At 41.6% G+C, this 19,646-nt stretch carries 17 protein-coding genes and 1 tRNA gene; all 18 read right to left on the bottom strand.

Going from position 1 to position 19,646, the window contains the following annotated elements; genetic code table 11:
* Window positions 1-5: 5 nt before the first annotated feature.
* The 18 genes from QMF37_RS04675 to QMF37_RS04590 all read right to left on the bottom strand — a co-directional run bounded on the left by QMF37_RS04675 (window position 6) and on the right by QMF37_RS04590 (window position 19,595).
* On the bottom strand, window positions 6-836 hold the full coding sequence (locus QMF37_RS04675; RefSeq protein ID WP_071154328.1) for a cytochrome C assembly family protein: 831 nt from the start codon (window positions 834-836) through the stop codon (window positions 6-8).
* 84 nt (window positions 837-920) lie between these two features.
* Entirely contained in the window at window positions 921-2,294 is a 1,374-nt protein-coding gene (gene hemA / locus QMF37_RS04670; protein WP_283476866.1) for a glutamyl-tRNA reductase, read from the bottom strand.
* Window positions 2,295-2,694: 400 nt separating this feature from the next.
* Window positions 2,695-3,276 (bottom strand): ribosome biogenesis GTP-binding protein YihA/YsxC, encoded by a 582-nt coding sequence (gene yihA, locus QMF37_RS04665; protein ID WP_058385664.1) that lies wholly within the window; start codon window positions 3,274-3,276, stop codon window positions 2,695-2,697.
* Window positions 3,273-5,600: an endopeptidase La gene (gene lon, locus QMF37_RS04660; protein WP_058385665.1), complete on the bottom strand. Its 2,328-nt coding sequence runs from the start codon at window positions 5,598-5,600 to the stop codon at window positions 3,273-3,275. The genes yihA and lon overlap by 4 nt, the downstream gene beginning before the upstream one ends.
* Window positions 5,601-6,028: 428 nt before the next feature.
* Entirely contained in the window at window positions 6,029-7,300 is a 1,272-nt protein-coding gene (gene clpX / locus QMF37_RS04655; RefSeq protein WP_058385667.1) for an ATP-dependent protease ATP-binding subunit ClpX, read from the bottom strand.
* Between the two features lie 174 nt (window positions 7,301-7,474).
* Complete coding sequence (gene tig / locus QMF37_RS04650; protein ID WP_058385668.1) at window positions 7,475-8,761, bottom strand: trigger factor; 1,287 nt, start codon at window positions 8,759-8,761, stop codon at window positions 7,475-7,477.
* 102 nt (window positions 8,762-8,863) lie between these two features.
* Window positions 8,864-9,874: a tetratricopeptide repeat protein gene (locus QMF37_RS04645; RefSeq protein ID WP_262499771.1), complete on the bottom strand. Its 1,011-nt coding sequence runs from the start codon at window positions 9,872-9,874 to the stop codon at window positions 8,864-8,866.
* Window positions 9,875-9,931: 57 nt separating this feature from the next.
* Window positions 9,932-10,231 carry a TIGR04104 family putative zinc finger protein gene (locus QMF37_RS04640; RefSeq protein ID WP_078080312.1) on the bottom strand — a complete coding sequence of 100 codons (300 nt, stop codon included), beginning with the start codon at window positions 10,229-10,231 and terminating at the stop codon, window positions 9,932-9,934.
* Window positions 10,232-10,466: 235 nt separating this feature from the next.
* Entirely contained in the window at window positions 10,467-12,467 is a 2,001-nt protein-coding gene (locus QMF37_RS04635) for an acyltransferase family protein (RefSeq protein ID WP_283476854.1), read from the bottom strand.
* Between the two features lie 218 nt (window positions 12,468-12,685).
* Window positions 12,686-12,759 (bottom strand) — tRNA-Arg (locus QMF37_RS04630).
* A 138-nt stretch (window positions 12,760-12,897) separates the two neighbouring features.
* Entirely contained in the window at window positions 12,898-13,509 is a 612-nt protein-coding gene (locus tag QMF37_RS04625) for an XTP/dITP diphosphatase (RefSeq protein WP_283476852.1), read from the bottom strand.
* Window positions 13,506-14,255 (bottom strand): ribonuclease PH, encoded by a 750-nt coding sequence (rph, locus tag QMF37_RS04620; RefSeq protein WP_058385672.1) that lies wholly within the window; start codon window positions 14,253-14,255, stop codon window positions 13,506-13,508. The genes QMF37_RS04625 and rph overlap by 4 nt, the downstream gene beginning before the upstream one ends.
* Window positions 14,256-14,331: 76 nt before the next feature.
* Window positions 14,332-15,135, bottom strand: a complete 804-nt coding sequence (racE, locus tag QMF37_RS04615; RefSeq protein WP_058385673.1) for a glutamate racemase — start codon at window positions 15,133-15,135, stop codon at window positions 14,332-14,334.
* A 16-nt stretch (window positions 15,136-15,151) separates the two neighbouring features.
* Window positions 15,152-15,604 (bottom strand): MarR family winged helix-turn-helix transcriptional regulator, encoded by a 453-nt coding sequence (locus tag QMF37_RS04610; protein ID WP_058385674.1) that lies wholly within the window; start codon window positions 15,602-15,604, stop codon window positions 15,152-15,154.
* Between the two features lie 74 nt (window positions 15,605-15,678).
* Window positions 15,679-16,146, bottom strand: a complete 468-nt coding sequence (locus tag QMF37_RS04605; protein WP_283476848.1) for an acyl-CoA thioesterase — start codon at window positions 16,144-16,146, stop codon at window positions 15,679-15,681.
* Between the two features lie 247 nt (window positions 16,147-16,393).
* Window positions 16,394-17,164: a succinate dehydrogenase iron-sulfur subunit gene (sdhB, locus tag QMF37_RS04600; protein ID WP_058385676.1), complete on the bottom strand. Its 771-nt coding sequence runs from the start codon at window positions 17,162-17,164 to the stop codon at window positions 16,394-16,396.
* 22 nt (window positions 17,165-17,186) lie between these two features.
* A complete protein-coding gene (sdhA, locus tag QMF37_RS04595) occupies window positions 17,187-18,935 on the bottom strand; it encodes a succinate dehydrogenase flavoprotein subunit (protein ID WP_078080309.1) in 1,749 nt (582 codons plus the stop codon).
* Window positions 18,936-18,980: 45 nt separating this feature from the next.
* Window positions 18,981-19,595 carry a succinate dehydrogenase cytochrome b558 subunit gene (locus QMF37_RS04590; RefSeq protein ID WP_058385678.1) on the bottom strand — a complete coding sequence of 205 codons (615 nt, stop codon included), beginning with the start codon at window positions 19,593-19,595 and terminating at the stop codon, window positions 18,981-18,983.
* Between the last annotated feature and the right edge of the window lie 51 nt (window positions 19,596-19,646).

Genomic DNA, 19,646 nt, shown 5'->3' with positions numbered 1-19,646 from the left:
TTTCTTTAATACCAAAAATGAAATTCAGATAACCGGCTACCCAAAAAGAAATTAATGAGCAACAATAAAAATGCATAGACATGCGCCAACGCATAATTCATTCCGTTTAACGAGCCTTTGCGATGCCACCAGAGTATAAAGCTATACACTACTAGTAAAATAAACGATCCTACAATCTTCATGTCGAGCAATGAAAACTCTGACAACGAAATATACGCCCATTGCAGACCCAATACGAGTGACACGAATAAAAGCGAAATACCAACCAAAATAGAAATGGTCATAAATTGCTGTGTTTGGCCAAGTGACGGCAAATTTGCCCATTGCTTTGTCCATTTTTTCTTTTTCAACATTCTGTATAAAATCATATGCAGTGCCGCAAAAACAAACGACAGCGAAAAAGCAACATAGGACAAAATGGCAAAACTAATATGGATGAATAATAATTCCGAAACAAGCGTTTCTCCTACCGGTGAACGCTCGATTTGAACCGGTGCAAACGTGTGGATTGTCATGAAAATAAAGCCAATCACATTAATGAAAAACACCGCAAAATCAAAGCGGTAGAACATCCTGAGAACAATCGACAACGTCACCAATAACCAGGCATAAAAATAAATGCCTTCAAACAAGGTCAATATTGGAAAGCGTTGCGTTTCGAAAATGTACAGTCCTAGAAATAGGGTTTGCAAAGCCCAAACAATGCCGAGCAGCGTCATCGCAATCCGACTGGCTTTCTTTTCTTTATATAAGTAATCTATAAAATAAAAAACAAGGCTGACAGCATATAGAATAACCATAGCTTCATGCAGCCTTGCCATTGTTATATCAGCCATCCCATTCCCCTTCATCTCCATAGTTAAAGGCGTTCCGTCTCTACATTTTAACATATAGATTCGAAAACGCCTCTTTTAGAAAGCTTAAAATGAATATCCGGGAGTTTCTGTTGTTGATTGCTGAGTTTGAAGAACGGCTTTATCCGTTTTTTGTTGTGGTGCTTTCGACTGCTTTTCTATTTCTTTTTCAACTTCTTCTTCAATTCCAAAGATTTGCATGAATAGCTCCAGCTGCTCACGGGATTTGGGCGCACCGCCCATTTCCTTAGCCTGCAAAATTGGATCTTTTAATAATTGATTGATAATCGATTTCGTATGCTTGTTGAGAATTTTCTTTTCACGATCTGTTAAATCAGGCATTTTGTTTTCAATGCTCGCCATCGTTTCCGCTTGAATGCCAAGCGCTTTTTGACGAAGGGCAGAAATCACCGGAACAACACCAAGCGTCGTTAGCCAGTCGTTAAACTGCAGAGATTCCTGATTAATCATCGTCATAATTTCACCAGCTGCGCGTTCACGCTCTGCTAAATTCGCTTCAACAATTCCTTGCATGTCGTCAATATCATATAAAAAGACATTCGGCAAATCACTGATACGCGGGTCCATATCACGCGGAACGGCAATATCTACCATAAACAAAGGTTTGCCTTTACGAAGTTTCTCTACAAATTCCATTAGCTCCAGGTCAATGACAAAATCTGCCGATCCCGTCGAAGAAATTAAAATGTCTGCTTCTAATAAAGCGCATTGCAATTGGTTTAACGGTTTTGCATTGCCACCAAATTTATCCGCCAATAGTTCAGCCTTTTCAAATGTCCGGTTGATAACAGTTACGCGGTTTGCACCGCTGCCTTGCAAGTTTTTAATGGCCAATTCGCCCATTTTACCGGCGCCTAAAATAACAACATGCTTGTTTTTAAGCGTGCCAAAAATCTTCTTGCCTAGTTCAACTGCTGCGTAAGACACGGATACGGCATTTTCACCAATAGCTGTCTCAGAATGCGCTCGTTTCGCCAAGGTTACAGCTTGCTTGAACAATTGGTTAAATAGCGTGCCTGTCGTTCCATGCTGTTGCCCTGCAAGAAAACTACTTTTTACTTGTCCGAGAATTTGCGTTTCACCTAATACCATCGAATCGATGCCTGCAGTAACGCGGAATAAGTGTTCAATCGCCTCATCCTGTTCATGGACAAATAAATAAGGAGAAATCGCTTCTTGCGAAAAACCAAAATAATCGGCGAGGAATTGCTTCACGTAATATTTTCCCGTATGAAGCTGGTCCACGACCGCATATATTTCCGTTCGGTTGCAAGTGGAAACGATGACGTTCTCCAATATACTTTTTTGCTCTTTTAACGCCTGCATCGCCTGTGGCAGATCCGCTTCAATAAATGATAGCTTTTCGCGTATCTCCACGGGTGCAGAACGATAATTCACCCCAACTACTAATGTGTGCATGGGTACAAAACACCTTTCACGTTCATTATTTCATCTACATTCATTATATCACTTTTCAGCTTATTTATGCCTTTAAATTTGTGAACAAGACATGACGCTATTGCTTCTTTATAATTATTATAAACTAATACTAGCAAAGGAATTTCGTGTCTACAAGTATAACGCTCTTAGTCGGAATTGACTGTTAACTACAAGTTGAATGAAGCAGCCTTTGACGCACAAAGTCCGTGATTGCATTGAGATTTACTAGATAAGTTGAAGTATAGAAACCAATTTTTCTATACCGCTTTGGGCATGACTCCCACAGCAAGTGAAGTGAAGCAGCTTCGCGGAATGGCGACAAGTAGCAGGAATGATCAACCTACATAATAAAAAAGCGCAGCCCAAGGGCTGCACTTTTTTACATTCTGCTTTCGATTTCCAACCACGCTTGGTCTTTACCCAGTCCCGTTTCCGATGAAAAGATAATAAGCGGATCATTTTTATCCATATCCAGCGTCGTGCGGACAATTTTCTTATGCTTGTCCCATTTGCCTTTTGGAATTTTGTCTGCCTTGGTTGCGATAATGATACACGGAATTTCAAAATGTTTCATGAACTCATACATCGCGATATCGTCTCTGCTTGGTGGATGGCGCAAGTCAACGATTTGGATAACTGCGCGCAATGGCTCGCGATTCGTGATGTAACGTTCAATCATCTTGCCCCATGCCTCGCGTTCACTTTTCGACACTTTCGCATACCCGTATCCTGGAACGTCAACATAAAACAATTTTTCTTCAATTTTGTAAAAGTTCAATGTTTGTGTTTTACCCGGTTTAGATGAAATGCGTGCCATGCTCTTGCGACCAATCATTTTGTTGATAAAAGACGATTTTCCGACATTCGATCGTCCGGCTAAAGCAAATTCCGGCAACCCATCTTCTGGATACTGATCCGGACGAACGGCACTAATTACTAATTCTACATGATTAACTTTCATTCATTTTCTCCTTCTAAGGCAATTTCCAATGCCTCATCTGCTTGAGAGACCAATTTAAAAGTCAACTCTTCACGGATTGTCTCTGGTATATCTTCCAGGTCTCGCTCGTTGTCGAGTGGCAAAATGATGGTCTTTAAGCCAGCACGATGTGCACTCAAGGTTTTTTCTTTAATTCCACCGATTGGCAGGACGCGACCACGAAGTGTGATTTCACCCGTCATGCCGACTTCACGTCGAACCGGACGCTTTGTCAAAGCAGAAACCAAAGCTGTCGCAATGGTAATACCTGCTGAAGGCCCGTCTTTAGGAACAGCGCCTTCTGGAACGTGGATGTGAATATCATGTGACTCATGGAAATTCGGATCGATACCAAGAGATTCTGCTCGCGCTCGAACAAAAGATAATGCCGTCTGCGCAGATTCTTTCATGACATCACCTAGTTTACCCGTCAATTGCAGCTTTCCTTTTCCTGATGACAAAGAAACTTCAATTTGAAGAGTATCTCCACCGACAGTCGTGTAAGCAAGTCCCGTTGCAACGCCGATTTGGTTTTCCGTCTCTGCCATGCCGTAACGGAATTTACGTTTTCCTAGATACGCCTCGACCTCTGCTTCTCCAACAACTACCTGTTCTTTTTCTTTTGAAATAATTTGTTTCGTCACTTTGCGACAAATAGAAGCGATTTGACGTTCTAGTCCACGGACACCTGCTTCGCGCGTGTAATAACGAACGATGTTCAGCAACGCGTCATCTTTAAACTGCAATTGCTCGATTGATAAACCATGTTCTTTTAATTGCTTTGGTGCTAAATGATTTTTGGCAATCATCTGTTTTTCAACTTCTGTATAACCAGCAATCGAAATAACTTCCATGCGATCACGCAGCGGTCCAGGAATTGACCCTAAATCATTGGCTGTCGCAATAAAAAGCACGTTAGAAAGATCATAAGTTTCTTCAATATAATGGTCGCTAAACGAATTGTTCTGTTCTGGATCAAGTACTTCTAACATCGCAGAAGACGGATCGCCACGGAAATCATTCGACATTTTATCAATTTCGTCTAATAGGAAAACAGGATTTACGGTTCCTGCTTTTTTCATCCCTTGAATAACTCGTCCTGGCATTGCACCGACATACGTACGACGATGGCCACGGATTTCCGATTCATCACGAACGCCACCAAGCGATACACGAACAAAGTTGCGGTCTAGTGATTCGGCAATCGATTTTGCGAGAGACGTTTTCCCGACACCTGGAGGCCCGACAAGACAAAGGATCGGTCCACGCAAGGAATTGGTCATTTGTTGAACAGCCAAATACTCCAAAACGCGTTCTTTGACACTTTCTAAGCCATCATGATCACGATCTAATACTTTTTCTGCATACTTAATATCCAAACGGTCTTCCGTTGCTTCTGACCATGGGATTGTCACTAGCCACTCAATATAGTTACGAATAATTCCACTTTCTGCAGCAGCAGAAGGCAGCTTCTCGTAACGATCAAGTTCTTTTAACGCTATTTTTTCAGTAGATTCCGGCATTTCCGCTTCTTCAATCCGCTTTTTCAAATCAACTACTTCAGCTGATTTGCCGTCTTTATCACCCAGTTCGGTTTGAATGGCTTTCATCTGCTCACGCAAATAAAATTCTTTTTGTGTTTGTTCCATTGCTTTTTTTACACGCAGATTAATCTTTTTTTCAAGATCGACTACTTCTTGTTCGCTGTGTAACCGAGTAATAAGTAGCTCTAATCGTTTACTAACATCAAAAGTTTCCAGTATTTCCTGCTTGGTCGATACTTTCATCGAAAGGTGAGAAGCAACCATATCTGCTAAGCGACCTGGCTCTTCAATATCAGCTACCGTGTTGTATGCTTCTGTACTAACTTTTTTCGAGCTTTTGACGTAATTCTCAAAATGCTCTAATAGCAAACGCATAAGCGCATCTTGTTCTGCATCTCTTTCTGTTTCATCAGCAAAAGGTGTTACTTCAACAATTGTACAGGCTTCCGTTTCTTCGTAATTTTTTAATTGGCCACGTTCCAAGCCTTCTACCAAAACACGAATCGTGCCATTTGGTAATTTCAACATTTGTTTAACGTAAGCCAATGTTCCAATTTTATGAAGATCGGCTCTTTTAGGTTGTTCTATACTCATGTCTTTTTGAGTTGCTAAAAAAACAATATTATCCTCTAACAATGCTTGTTCCAGTGCAGCTACGGATTGCTCTCGACCGACATCTATATGTAGCACCATTGTCGGAAATACAAGAAGTCCGCGTAATGGTAGTAAGGGTACACGTTTTGTTACTTTTCTCTTAGCCATGTGGCAAGTCACCTCCGGGGATATTTTCAATGTGAGTGGATAACACCTAACCTGATAGCTGCTATCGTTGTTGTCTAGCTCCACTTAGGCTCCTCGGGTCATAAGCCACTCTGCCTGTGCGGCAAAGAACGCCGCTTCGTCAGATCGTCTTATGCCTGTCGGAGCTAAACGGTCACTTTCACTTTTCTTTGTCCAGCTCAAGTGACCAGCTCCTCGGGTCATAAGCCACTCTGCCTGTGTGGCAAAGAACGCCGCTTCGCCAGATCGTCTTATGCCTGTCGGAGCTAAACGGTCACTTTCGCTTTTCTAATAAAAAACAGGCTAACTCAGAACGCGCGGATTCGCACGATCAGAGTCAGCCCGTATCATCCTTTTGATTGGTCTATCCACCACTCAGCAAGTTTGCGCACTGTGTGGAGTTCCACTCATTATGCGGATGTTTTCTCATCGTTGTCGTTAACGTACTCTGAACCATCTTCTAAGATAAGTTTAGGTTGCACGCTGTCCGCAACAGTTTCTTTTGTAATGATGCATTCAACAATGTCTTCACGTGAAGGCAAGTCGAACATGACTTCAAGCATCGTGTTTTCGATAATTGAGCGTAGTCCACGTGCACCGGTTTTGCGCTCAATTGCAAGTTTCGCAATTTCAACAAGTGCTTCAGGCTCAAACGTTAATTTGACGCCATCAAGCTCCATCATTTTTTGGTATTGCTTGATCAATGCATTTTTAGGCTCAGTCAAAATCTGGACTAGCGCTTTTTCATCCAATTGCTCAAGGCTTGCCAATACAGGCAAACGACCGATAAATTCAGGAATCAAACCGAACTTCAACAAATCTTCAGGAATCAATTGACTAAGCAATGATTTCTCATCCATTTCCTCTTTGTTCGGATCTGCACCAAAACCGATGATTTTATTGCCAAGACGGCGTTTAATAATTTGATCGACTCCGTCAAATGCACCACCTACGATGAACAATACATTCGTCGTATCGATTTGGATAAATTCTTGATGAGGATGCTTACGTCCGCCTTGTGGAGGTACGCTTGCAGTTGTGCCTTCTAAAATTTTCAGAAGGGCCTGCTGCACGCCTTCACCCGATACATCACGTGTGATCGATGCATTTTCAGATTTACGTGCCACTTTATCGATCTCATCGATATAAATGATTCCTTTTTCTGCGCGTTCAACATCATAATCTGCAGCTTGAATTAGCTTCAAAAGAATGTTTTCCACGTCTTCACCGACATAACCTGCTTCTGTTAATGAAGTGGCGTCTGCAATTGCAAACGGTACATTTAGAATACGCGCTAACGTTTGTGCCAGTAACGTTTTACCGCTTCCTGTTGGTCCGATTAAAACAATATTGGATTTCGATAATTCAACATCATCAATCTTGCTATTAGAGTTCACGCGTTTGTAGTGATTATAAACCGCTACAGCTAGTGATTTTTTGGCTTTTTCTTGGCCAATTACGTAGCCATTCAAAATGTCTAAGATTTCTTTTGGCTTAGGCACTTCTTTGAATTCTACTTCTTCATCTGTACCAAGCTCTTCTTCTACGATTTCCGTACAAAGCTCAATACATTCGTCACAAATATAAACACCTGGTCCCGCGACCAGTTTACGAACCTGCTCTTGTGGTTTGCCACAAAACGAACATTTTAAATGCTCTTTTTCGTCATTGAATTTGAACAATGTATTCACCCCTATTCAAGCCATTATCTTACAAGATTATCGTAATTGTAGCAACTAATTGGATCTATCGTCAATTCAGCGGATTCATCTCTGTGAAATCGGTGTTCTATGTAGTGGAAAACAAGGTGCGTCTCCGCACCTTGTTTCTCTTATTACTTATTTTTTACTTATGTGTTATTCAGAAATTTTAGCGTTGTCCACTAGGAACTCAACTGTGTTCTGCATGCGGATATCATTTTCAAGCATTTCAGTTCCACCTAAAGCTGTTTTGATCTGCTCAATGTCCATGTTGAATTGACCAGCCATTTTTTCAAGCTCTTTATCGATATCTTCTGAAGTAACTTTCATGTTTTCAGCTTCAGCAATTGCTTCAAGTGTTAATGAAACGCGTACACGTGTTTCAGCATCACCGTGCATTTGCTCACGAAGTGCAGCTTCGTCTTGACCTGAGAATTGGAAGTACAATTCAAGGTTCATGCCTTGCTGAGTCAAACGCTGTTCGAAATCACTCATCATACGGTCCATTTCTGAATGGATCATTGCATGAGGAATATCAATTGTTGCGTTTTCAGCAGCTTTTTGAACCAATTCGTCACGAAGTTTTGCATCAGCAGCTGATTTTTTCTCAGCAACTAAGCTTTCTTTCATTTTTGTGCGAAGTGCTTCTAGGCTTTCAACTTCAGGATCGATTTCTTTAGCTAGTTCGTCGTTAAGCTCAGGAAGTTCTTTTCCTTTAACTTCACTTACTTTAACTTTGAACGTTGCAGCTTTTCCTGCAAGCTCAGCAGCATGGTATTCTTCTGGGAAAGTAACTTCAACGTCTTTTTCTTCTCCAGACTTCACACCTACCAATTGTTCTTCGAATCCTGGAATGAATGAGTTTGAACCGATTTCAAGAGAATAATCATTTCCTTGTCCGCCTTCAAATACTTCTCCGTCAACGAATCCTTCAAAGTCAATTACAGCTGTATCGCCTTCAACGATCGCTTCGTCTTCTTTGACAGTCAACTCAGCTAAACGTTCTTGGTTTTCTTTCAATTGGTTTTCGATATCTTCATCCGTTACTTCCGTATCAGGTTTTGATACTTCAAGACCTTTGTATTCACCAAGCTCAGCAATCGGCTTTACAACTACTTTAGCTGTAAACACTAGCGGCTGGTTTTTTTCGATTGTTTCGATGTCGATTTCAGGACGGTCAACTGGGTTGATTCCTGCTTCTTCAACTGCATTTGCATAGGCGTCCGGTAAGATGAAGTCTAATGCATCTTGGTAAAGTGATTCTGCACCGAAACGTTTTTCGAACATTTGACGAGGCATTTTCCCTTTACGGAAACCTGGTACGTTGATTTCTTTAACAACTTTCTTAAACGCTTTATCAAGACCGGCGTTTACTTCTTCTGCAGGAACCTCAACTGTTAATACTCCTGTGTTACCTTCTTGTTTTTCCCATTTTGCTGACATATTATAAGCCCTCCAAACATTTTCTAAAAAGTCATTTTACGTTTTATACGAATTTTGACAACCTACATATTATAGCACACATGCTGTCAGGTTCAACTATTTCTACCCATTACGCATCTCAAACCACAGTTCCGCTTGCTGAATCAGTTCCAGTAGCTTTTCATCTTCATTAAATGACGTCTTTCCATTGAACAAACCTTCAGTATAATCCATATACGCCTGTACAACTTCTTCTACCTTAAAATCATCCCAAACGAATGGATACAAGAGATAGATATGACGTTCGAATAATTCTTTAACCAGTTCAAGTCGCGTCGGATCTTTTGCCAAAGAATCTTCTAAGAGATTCGTCATCTGCCTAATACGCTTGTTATTCAATGGATCGGGCAAACTCTCGGTTTTAAATACGCCTGTGTAATGGAATTTTTGAACTTTTACTTGTGCTTCAATTTTTTCTTGAAATAGCATAAATAATATGTATGTCTTCGTCAATAAATCGGCTTCCGGGTGCTCGATGATCGCTAGCAATTTTTTCTTTAACGCCTGGTAGGATGTGGTCGGCAAAGCTAAAATCAGCTGTTCTTGCTCAGAAGGATGCAACACCAAAAAGTTTTCAATAGCATAAAGCGATGCATCTACTTTCTCAGTCGCTACATTCGCCGCAATCCGCTCATTCAGTTCACGCAATTGGTGAAACTGCTCAAGTCGCTCTTCAGGTAAAACTTTTTCTTCTATTAAGACTTCAATCATTTTTTCTGCTTCTTCAAATTCACGGACTTGCATTAAAATGCTTATGTATAGCTCCATCGTCTCCAAGTAATGGATCGGACCGATTTGCAACAGTTCCCTACACACTTCTAAAGCTTCGACAAACTCTCCAAGTTCATAGAGACAATATGCATAACCACCTAAAGCGGCTGCATGATCAGGTTCATAAGACAGCACCTGATAGAGGCTATCTCGAGCATCTTCGTATTGTTCTTCTTTTAGGAACGTCATACCCTCTGACAATAATCGATTGACGGTTGTCGGAAAAACAATGACATTTCCTTTGCGTTTCAACTCCCGGTATTTCTTTCGCACAGTACCACCTCTTTTGTGTTTCATCATCATATCATATTCCCTTTACGCAGAAAATAAAAACCTCAGCATTGCTCAGGCAATCTAACTTCACCAAAAAACTTCATGTTCATTGCTCAACTCTAGAAACTTGGGAATCAGTAGTAAAGCACTAGCGAACAATCCGACCATCATAAGAAGTGAAGAAGTTAACGAAAGATCCATAAGTGTAGACAATGGCAAAGGCAATAAAATCACCCAATTTAGTATCATCGTACGTCGCCTTGATTTTGCAGTGGCGTATTGGTCACTTAGACAGTACGGGCAACGCATCGAGCTACTCATTTTCCATGATGCCTTCATTGATTGCTTCCAGGTCCATTGGTTTTTGCAATGTTTACACGTCGGCACAGAAACACCTCCTTAGCATTACTACGCATTAACTACTGTTTGGTTTCATTAATCGTCATGTAGGAACTAGTAGAAACAATAGAAAAGCAAACAAATCCTTTCCATCCTCTCTCTCAGCTTGGTCTTCTGTTCACTAACTATTTGTTTCCGCTGCCTGCTCGTACAGCAGTTTTTCAACCAAAGAAAAATAAGCTACCAGCCTCTTACAGGCTAGTAGCTTATGAACGTTTCTACATTACTTTTCTAAGGCTTCGAGAATTGGTTTTTCAAAAACAGGCGCAAAACTTCGAGAAAACGTAGCCGTTAAGTGATTGGCATCAAAATGAGTAATAACATTTCCGACGACGTAATGACAATACTCACCGTCACAGAAATAATCCGTCAAATCAATGGTTGTAGCAGTTTCCGGCAGATAATCAGCTTGCGTTATCGGATTGACGTCTCTAACAATTTCTTCTTGTTTTGCTTTACACTGTTCTGGTTCATCTGCGTTCTGACTGAGGCAGGTTAAAACATGTTGTTTATACCAAGGAGTGTCGCGCACCAAAAATAAAGGAATGTCTTGTTTCTCAAAATACTTCCAAGCTTCGATAAAGCCGTCTGAAACTTCGTCAAACTCCTCTTGTTGGCTGCCTACATTTCCCACAGTGAAAATAAGGTCGGGTGTATCTTTCGCAATTTTTGTTTTCACGTTTGTGAACCACTCAGCACATTCTGGAGAACCGGGCACGTCCTCTTCTGTAAACCGACAACTGCTCTTGAGATAAGTGACAATTTTCAAGTTATGCATTTTAGCCAACTCTTCGAGCATGGGTTGCCAGTGGGCTGAATGAGATCCACCGACCAAAGCGATGGTGTAATCATAATCTATGAGCTCCCCATATTCACAAACCTTTGCTGCGGTAGTGACTTTCCCTACCATGCAACGCTCTTCGTAAATAACCGATCGATCTTGTTCTGCAACTTCAAGTCTCGGAATGAACGGCTCATCAAATTCAGCTAGAGGTGTTAAGCGACCATCCTCCAAATAAACGGCTGCTCCTGGATGATCGTTGATTCTCTCACTTAATGTTTCTGAGTCAGCGACAGGTAATGCCAAAGAGCTTTCTTGGTAGATAAATGTTGAAAGCCATATAGCTCCTGAGAAAACAAAAATGATACTTGCTGTTTTCCAAAGGGACAGTTGGATGTTTCGAACAGGTACTTCGAAGCCGTAAATTGTCACATAAGCAAGAATCGCGGCGACGGTCATGATGAGCAATCCACCTATAAGTGACACGGTTTCGACCTCGAACAAAGCATAATAGAAAATCAGGAGCGGCCAATGCCACAAATAAAACGCATACGAAATACTTCCGAATTTCACTAAAGGCTTCCAGCTGAGCAATTGGAAAGCACTGAAATGGGTCGAATAATTCCCAGCAACGATAATCAGGACAGCGGACAACACTGGCCATAATGCAGCGTAACCTGGGAACAGCTGGGATACTTGCAAGACGATGCCGCAGCTAATCAATCCGATTAACCCCATCCACCCTAAAACCCAGGAAAGACGTGAGGAAATCACTATTTTATGAATGGTTAACGCAAGGATTCCACCTACTCCAAATTCCCATACACGTGTGAAGGTATGGTAATAAGCAACTGGCTGATTGACAATCGTTAAGTAAACAGAATAGCCGAAAGATGCGATCGCAACTACCGAAATCACGATGATCAGCATACGTTTAATGTGATTGCTTGAGAAAAGTCTTAATAAAGTAATCGCCACAAAAAACAGCAATAACCAAACTAAGTAAAACTGAAATTGAATGCTCAACGCCCAAAAATGCTGAAACGGAGAAGCACTGTTGTTCTGAGCCAAATAATCTACAGAATCGATGGCAAGCCGCCAATTCTGAAAATAAAACGCCGAAGCTAAAAATTCGTTAAGTGTTTGTTGCTTTGTAAACACTGGCAATATGTATAGACCCGCAATTAAAGTTGTAATACTAATTAGCCAAGCTGTAGGCAACAATCGTTTCATCAGTTTGACAATATAAGAAAAGTACAATACTTTGCCATTTTTCCGGTACATAGACAATAAAGATGTTGTGATCAAAAATCCCGATACAACAAAAAAGACATCTACGCCACCTGAAACTCGATTAAACCATATATGATAAATGGCTACTAGTATCGCCGCAATTGTACGCAAGCCTTCCAATTCGGGGCGAATACGCCTTTTGGTTTCCATAAACTTTCGCCACTCCTTATTATTGATAAATAGTTGAATACAATTGTATCATATTCTTAATTTCTCACTTTTTTTCTGTAAATTAGATTTATTCGAGTCGGCAATAGACCTACAAACAGACATGTTGAGCGTCCTTAATACTTTTTCTACACACAAAACCTCCACACCGTTTAATAAACGATGTGGAGGTTTTGTTCGAATTATGTACATTCCTATAATGTCCCAGGAGGGATTCGAACCCCCGACCGACGCCTTAGAAGGGCGTTGCTCTATCCAGCTGAGCTACTGAGACGAAAGCTTTCTTAGAGACTAGACGGTGGCACAAGATTTCGCTTGCGGCTTTGCTTTTCTATTGAAAGACAATTTTAATTATAGAAATGATTTGAAGAAAAGTCAATGCTATTTTAAAAAAACATTAAAATAAATGAATTCAGCTTTGTTTTTCTTCATCTAACCACTTAGGCATGCGCTGTTGTAACTCGCGCAAGGCATTGCCGCGATGGGAAATTGCAGCCTTTTCGTGAGGCAACAATTCAGCCATCGCTTTTCTTTGTGCAGGAACGTAAAAAATGGGATCATAGCCAAAACCATTATTGCCTTGAGGCGTACTAAGAATAATTCCTTCACAAGAGCCCGAAAACGTTTCAGTCTTCTCGTTAGGTGCTGCTACCGCTAGCACACAACGAAAACGTGCTGTACGTCCGTTTTCAGGCACGCCAGACATTTTCTCAAGCACTTTATCAATATTTGCGCTATCGCTCTTAGCAGCACCTGCATAGCGTGCTGAATAGACACCTGGTTCACCGTTCAATGCATCAATTTCTAATCCACTATCATCGGAAATAACAGGAATACCTAATACTTTCGAAACGGCTTCTGCTTTTAAGATGGCGTTTTCTTCAAAAGTGACACCCGTTTCTTCTACATCCAGGTCTTGTGCTACGTCTAGTAGAGTCAACACTTTATACCCAAGAGGGGCAAGCAAAGCTTCAAAATCTTTAGCTTTGCCTTTGTTTTGAGTTGCAATTACAATTTTTTTCATTGTTCCACAACGACCTTTTCTCCAATACGAGCAGCAATATCACCTAGCGCGCTACGCTGCATCGCAATCAATTGATGGATTCCTGCTTCTCCAAGGTCCAGCAATTCGTTGAGTTGAGCACGTGTAAACGTAGACTCCTCTCCCGTTCCTTGCAATTCCACGAAATGACCTGCCCCTGTCATAACTAGGTTCATATCAACTTCAGCGCTAGAATCCTCAACGTAATTCAAGTCAAGAATGGATCCGTTTTCAGCTGTAACGCCGACACTTGTTGCAGCAAGAAAGTCCGTTACTGGAAATGCCGGAAGCTCTAGCTTACTAATAGCCATTGTCATAGCGATAAATGCCCCTGTAATCGATGCTGTACGCGTTCCACCATCTGCTTGGATTACGTCGCAATCGATCCACAATGTACGCTCACCTAGCTTCTCAAGATCCACAACAGCTCGCAATGCACGACCAATCAGTCGCTGAATTTCCATTGTCCGTCCACCAATTTTTCCAGCTGAAGCCTCACGACGGTTTCGGCTGTTCGTTGCACGTGGCAGCATGGAATATTCTGCTGTTATCCAGCCCTTGCCTTGACCTCTCAAGAATCCTGGAACTTTGTCTTCAATCGTCGCTGTACAGATTACTTTCGTCTGTCCCACCGTGATTAATACCGAACCTTCTGGGTGAATCAAATAGTCTACGTCCACTGAAACAGGACGCAACTCGTTAGTTTGTCTATTATCTATGCGTGTCATAAAAATCCTCCTTGTATATGCTCAAATAGCTTACCATATTTCGCTGATAACGACAAAAACCTGACAGCATCTGCTATCAGGTTTTTGGAAATCGAATCGAATAGATCATGGGTCTTTCAATGCCTAACCATTTATGAATAATGGAGCCAAAAATCTGAGTAGATCCCGATGTATAAAAGCGATGCACCGGCGGCTTGTTCCAATTTGCAAACTGCTGTTTATAGCTCAAGTATCGCTCGACGTCTTTGGCCGTTTCTTCTGCTGACGACAACACGTTCACCGTATCTCCAAGAACTTCCTCAATAAAACCTTGTAACAATGGATAATGCGTACATCCTAAAATTGCTGTATCAAACTCTTCATAGGCAATAGATGCTAATGTATCTTGAACAATTCGATGAGCAAACTCACCTTCGTATTCATCACTTTCTACCAAAGGAACAAAACGTGGACAAGCAAGTTGTACGACGTGTGCAGAAGAAACTAATGATAAAATTGCTTTTTCATAAGCTCCGCTTTGCACTGTTCCTAACGTGCCTAAAACGGCAATTTTTTTAGTTGTTGAAGATTTAATGGCAGCACGAGCCCCTGGAAAAATAACACCAATTACAGGAATTGGCAAATTCTTCTGCAAAGAGTACAGCGCTGCTGCAGTTGCCGTATTGCAGGCGATAACTAACATTTTAATATTTTTCTTCATCAGTGCATCGGCCATTTGCCACGTATACGTCCGTACTTCCGACAGCGGACGCGGACCATAAGGGCATCGCGCGTTATCCCCAATATAATAAATTTGCTCATTCGGCAAAAGTTTCATTATCTCTTTTGCGACGGTAAGTCCACCGACTCCTGAATCGATTACTCCGATTGGCGCATTCACACTCATCGCCTCTATCCTATTTCATGTTAGTATGCAATTTTTCAAGTAACGCCGCAAATTTCACAGCCTCGTCTTGAGTAAAATTCTCTAATACGGTTTTCAAGTATTCCTGGCGTTTTTGAATCACTTCTTCAATGACGCGTTCGCCTTCTTTTAACAACTTTATACGAACAACGCGACGATCCTGTTCTTCGCGAATACGGACAACCAGTTCATTTTTCTCCATACGGTCAACTAAATCCGTTGTCGTGCTGAACGCTAAATACATCTTATTCGATAAATCTCCAATGGTCATATCCCCATGCTCAAATAGCCACTGCAATGCGACAAATTGAGGCGGGGTGATCGTATAGGAATTTAAAATCTCTCGACCTTTTTGCTTAATAATCCCCGAAATATAACGTAGCTCTTTTTCCATGAACGCGATGCGCTCCAATTCATGATTGACGCTTTGCTTGTCTTCATTCATTAATCAATCCCACTCCTTGAAAAACCTATCTTATTTCTATAGTGACGGTTTTTTATTGATATAGCAAGAGCTCCTTATTTTTTTGTACTGATCAATTGCTTGCTCTGAAGCATTTCAATCTCTTGGTCTGACCAAGGGTGACCTTTTCCCGTGTGTTTCGATATTTGGACAATGGCTCCTCTTCCCGTGAAACAAGTTTCCTCTTTTTCGTTGACAGTCCAGTAATGAACATCGACAGAAGAAGTTCCGATGCGCGCTATTTTGACGTAAACTTTTAACTTTTCATCAAAAAATACTTGTTGAACAAAATCTACTTGCATATCTGCTACGACGGGAAACAACTCGTTGCCCGTTTTTAACCAGCGCTGCATCAATCCCATTTCTTTCATAAATTCGATTCGGGCAAATTCAAAATAAGCAATCGGCACGGTGTTATTAACATGCCCAAACATATCAGTTTCAGAAAAACGAACTTGAACCGGAGCAGAAAAGATAAATTCCTGCTTCCACTCCTCCAAATTTCCAATGTAATTCGCTGTCATAAGTAACCTCCACTAAATAATTTGATGACTTGAACATTTTTCCCACGCACTGAATAGCACGAGGATCATCACTCTTGTATGAGCCTGTTAAAGGGTTCAGCCTGGAGCGTTTTTTACTACTACTCACTCCAGTCAAAATCTACTTGTCTGTTTCATTTTATTAGTATACCAAATTTTTTATGGAAAGGCAGGTCTATTAAAATTAGACAAATTAAAAACCCCGCCGCAGCGGGGTTTTTACTAAATACTAGTCAACCATTCTGTCGCTTCCGAAGAAGTTACGGAACATTTGTACAGTTGTGTCGCGGTTTAGTGCTGCGATTGAAGTTGTCAATGGAATTCCTTTTGGACAAGACTCCACACAGTTTTGAGAGTTACCACATCCTGCCAATCCACCTTCACCCATGATCGCATTCAAGCGAGCATCGCGGTTCATAGAGCCTGTTGGATGCGCGTTCATCAAGCGAACTTGTGACAGTGGTGCAGCTCCGATAAAATCGGATTTATCATTAACGTTCGGGCATGCTTCAAGACATACGCCGCAAGTCATACATTTAGATAGTTCGTAAGCCCATTGACGCTTGCGCTCAGGCATACGCGGTCCATCTCCAAGGTCATGCGTACCATCGATTGGCACCCATGCTTTAACTTTCTTCAACGAATCGAACATCCGACTGCGGTCAATGACAAGGTCACGAACAACAGGGAATGTTTTCATCGGTTGAAGACGGATTGGCTGTTCTAACTGATCAATCAAAGCCGTACACGATTGACGTGCTTTGCCATTGATAACCATTGAACATGCGCCACAAACCTCTTCTAGACAGTTCATGTCCCAGTTTACAGGAGTGGTTTTTTTCCCTTCCATGTTGACAGGGTTACGACGAATTTCCATCAATGCCGAAATGACATTCATGTTCATCTTATATGGCAATTCGAACTTTTCCCAATACGAATCTTCATCCGTAGAGTTTCTGCGTTCGATTTCAAATATTACCGTTTTTGCTGCTTCACCCATGGTAAATTAGCTCCCTTCATAATTATGCTTTTGCTGAATAATCACGTTTACGCGGTGGAATCAACGATGTGTCGACTTCTTCATAATGGAAGATTGGTGCATCAAAGCCATTAAATTTAGCCATCGTTGTTTTCAAGAATTCCTCGTCATTACGTTCCGGGAAATCCGGTTTGTAATGAGCTCCACGACTTTCGTTGCGCATAAGCGCTCCGATTGTGATTGCTCGAGCTAAATGAAGCATATTGCGCAATTGACGTGTAAACATCGCGCCTTGGTTACTCCAAAGTTGCGTATCTGTAATGCTAATCTGATTGAAACGTTCAAGAAGTTCTTGGATTTTCTCATCCGTCTTCTGTAAACGATCATTATAGCGTACAACAGTTACGTTATCTGTCATCCACTCGCCTAATTCCTTGTGCAGAACGTAAGCGTTTTCTGTACCATTCAATGCCAAAATTTCTTCCCATTTGCGTTGCTCCTCAGCTTCATGCTGATCATAGATCGCTGAAGGAAGGTCTTCCGCAAGAACAGCTAAGCCATTTACGTATTCAATAGCATTCGGTCCTGCGACCATACCACCATAAATCGCTGACAGCAAGGAGTTCGCACCTAAACGGTTACCCCCATGCTGAGAATAATCACATTCGCCTGCTGCTAAAACGCCCGGAATGCTTGTCATTTGATGATCATCTACCCATAGTCCGCCCATTGAGTAATGAACAGCTGGGAAAATTTTCATCGGTACTTTACGAGGATCATCACCTGTGAATTTCTCATAGATTTCGATGATTCCGCCCAACTTGATGTCAAGCTCTTTCGGGTCTTTATGAGAAAGATCCAAGTACACCATATTCTCGCCATTAATGCCGAGTTTTTGGTTGACACACACATCAAAAATTTCACGCGTTGCAATATCACGCGGTACTAGGTTTCCGTATGCTGGATACTTTTCTTCAAGGAAATACCAAGGCTTGCCGTCTTTGTAAGTCCAAATACGTCCACCTTCTCCACGAGCCGATTCTGACATTAAGCGCAGTTTATCGTCTCCTGGAATCGCTGTCGGGTGAATTTGGATAAATTCGCCGTTTGCGTAATAAGCTCCTTGTTGATAAACGATAGAAGCCGCTGAACCTGTATTAATAACAGAGTTCGTCGATTTCCCAAAAATAATTCCCGGTCCGCCAGTTGCCATGATAACAGCATCCGCACGGAACGATTTAATTTCCATGGTCGTCATGTTTTGAGCTGTGATCCCTTTACCAACGCCTTGCTCATCAAGAACAAGACCGAGGAATTCCCAACCTTCATATTTCGTGATCAGTCCAGCCACTTCATAGCGACGAACTTGCTCATCTAGTGCATATAATAGTTGTTGACCCGTTGTGGCACCAGCAAACGCTGTTCTGTGGTACATTGTTCCACCAAAACGACGGAAGTCCAATAGACCTTCTGGCGTACGGTTAAACATAACGCCCATCCGATCGAACATCCGAATAATTCCAGGTGCCGCATCTGCCATTGCTTTCACGGGACGCTGGTTCGCTAGGAAGTCTCCACCGTAAACGGTATCATCAAAGTGGATGTCTGGAGAATCCCCTTCACCTTTTGTATTAACCGCTCCGTTGATCCCGCCTTGTGCACATACTGAGTGGGACCGCTTAACTGGAACGATTGAGAATAAATCAGCGGGAGAGCCTGCTTCTGCAACTTTAATTGCTGCCATTAAGCCAGCAAGGCCACCACCGACGATTGTAATTTTGCCCTTCGCCATGTTAGTATTCACTCCTCTTTTAGTTCACCAATGATTGAAACATTCTTAAACGAATGCAAACAATGCTCTGATACCAATAACCGATAACACAATAAATACTAGAAGTGTGAAATAAGTTGCGTTTTTTTGTGCTGCTGCAGATTGTGTAATTCCCCAAGTAACAAGGAACGACCAAAGCCCATTTGCAAAGTGGAAAGTTGCTGCCACTACACCAACAATGTAGAATGCCATCATCCAAGGGTTGTCTAAGATGTTTGCCATCATGTTAAAGTCAGCTTCAGCAGCTGCTCCGATTGCAACTTGGAATCTTGTTTCAAAGATGTGCCAAGCGATAAAGACTACTAGGAAGACTCCAGTATAGCGCTGTGCAACAAACAACATATTGCGCATATAGCTATAATGCCCAGGATTGTTCTTCGCAGTAAACGCTATGTATAGGCCGTAGAACGCATGATACAAAATCGGCAGGTAAATGACAAAGATCTCCAGGAAAATGACGAATGGAAGATGTGCCAAAAAGTAAGATGCCTTGTTGAATGCCTCTTCCCCCTGTGTAGCAAAATGGTTGACAATTAGGTGCTGCGTTAAGAATATACCGATAGGAATAATTCCCAACAATGAGTGCAGCCTACGCATAAAAAATTCACGATTGTTATCCAAAATTTTACCCCCCTCAAAACATTAATTGGTAGCGTTCAAGATAGACGATTC

The sequence above is a fragment of the Planococcus sp. S3-L1 genome (assembly GCF_030063085.1).
In the GTDB taxonomy this organism is placed as follows: Bacteria; Bacillota; Bacilli; order Bacillales_A; family Planococcaceae; genus Planococcus; species Planococcus kocurii.
Note: the sequence above shows the minus strand (reverse complement) of the source record. Positions and strands in the feature narration are given on the sequence as shown.

Bases quoted from the DNA above. Each gene is read 5' to 3' on its own strand.
- QMF37_RS04675 (WP_071154328.1), bottom strand. From the start codon at position 836: ATGGCTGATATAACAATGGCAAGGCTGCATGAAGCTATGGTTATTCTA.
- hemA (WP_283476866.1), bottom strand. From the start codon at position 2,294: ATGCACACATTAGTAGTTGGGGTGAATTATCGTTCTGCACCCGTGGAG.
- yihA (WP_058385664.1), bottom strand. From the start codon at position 3,276: ATGAAAGTTAATCATGTAGAATTAGTAATTAGTGCCGTTCGTCCGGAT.
- lon (WP_058385665.1), bottom strand. From the start codon at position 5,600: ATGGCTAAGAGAAAAGTAACAAAACGTGTACCCTTACTACCATTACGC.
- tig (WP_058385668.1), bottom strand. From the start codon at position 8,761: ATGTCAGCAAAATGGGAAAAACAAGAAGGTAACACAGGAGTATTAACA.
- QMF37_RS04645 (WP_262499771.1), bottom strand. From the start codon at position 9,874: ATGATGATGAAACACAAAAGAGGTGGTACTGTGCGAAAGAAATACCGG.
- QMF37_RS04635 (WP_283476854.1), bottom strand. From the start codon at position 12,467: ATGGAAACCAAAAGGCGTATTCGCCCCGAATTGGAAGGCTTGCGTACA.
- QMF37_RS04625 (WP_283476852.1), bottom strand. From the start codon at position 13,509: ATGAAAAAAATTGTAATTGCAACTCAAAACAAAGGCAAAGCTAAAGAT.
- rph (WP_058385672.1), bottom strand. From the start codon at position 14,255: ATGACACGCATAGATAATAGACAAACTAACGAGTTGCGTCCTGTTTCA.
- QMF37_RS04610 (WP_058385674.1), bottom strand. From the start codon at position 15,604: ATGAATGAAGACAAGCAAAGCGTCAATCATGAATTGGAGCGCATCGCG.
- QMF37_RS04605 (WP_283476848.1), bottom strand. From the start codon at position 16,146: ATGACAGCGAATTACATTGGAAATTTGGAGGAGTGGAAGCAGGAATTT.
- sdhB (WP_058385676.1), bottom strand. From the start codon at position 17,164: ATGGGTGAAGCAGCAAAAACGGTAATATTTGAAATCGAACGCAGAAAC.
- sdhA (WP_078080309.1), bottom strand. From the start codon at position 18,935: ATGGCGAAGGGCAAAATTACAATCGTCGGTGGTGGCCTTGCTGGCTTA.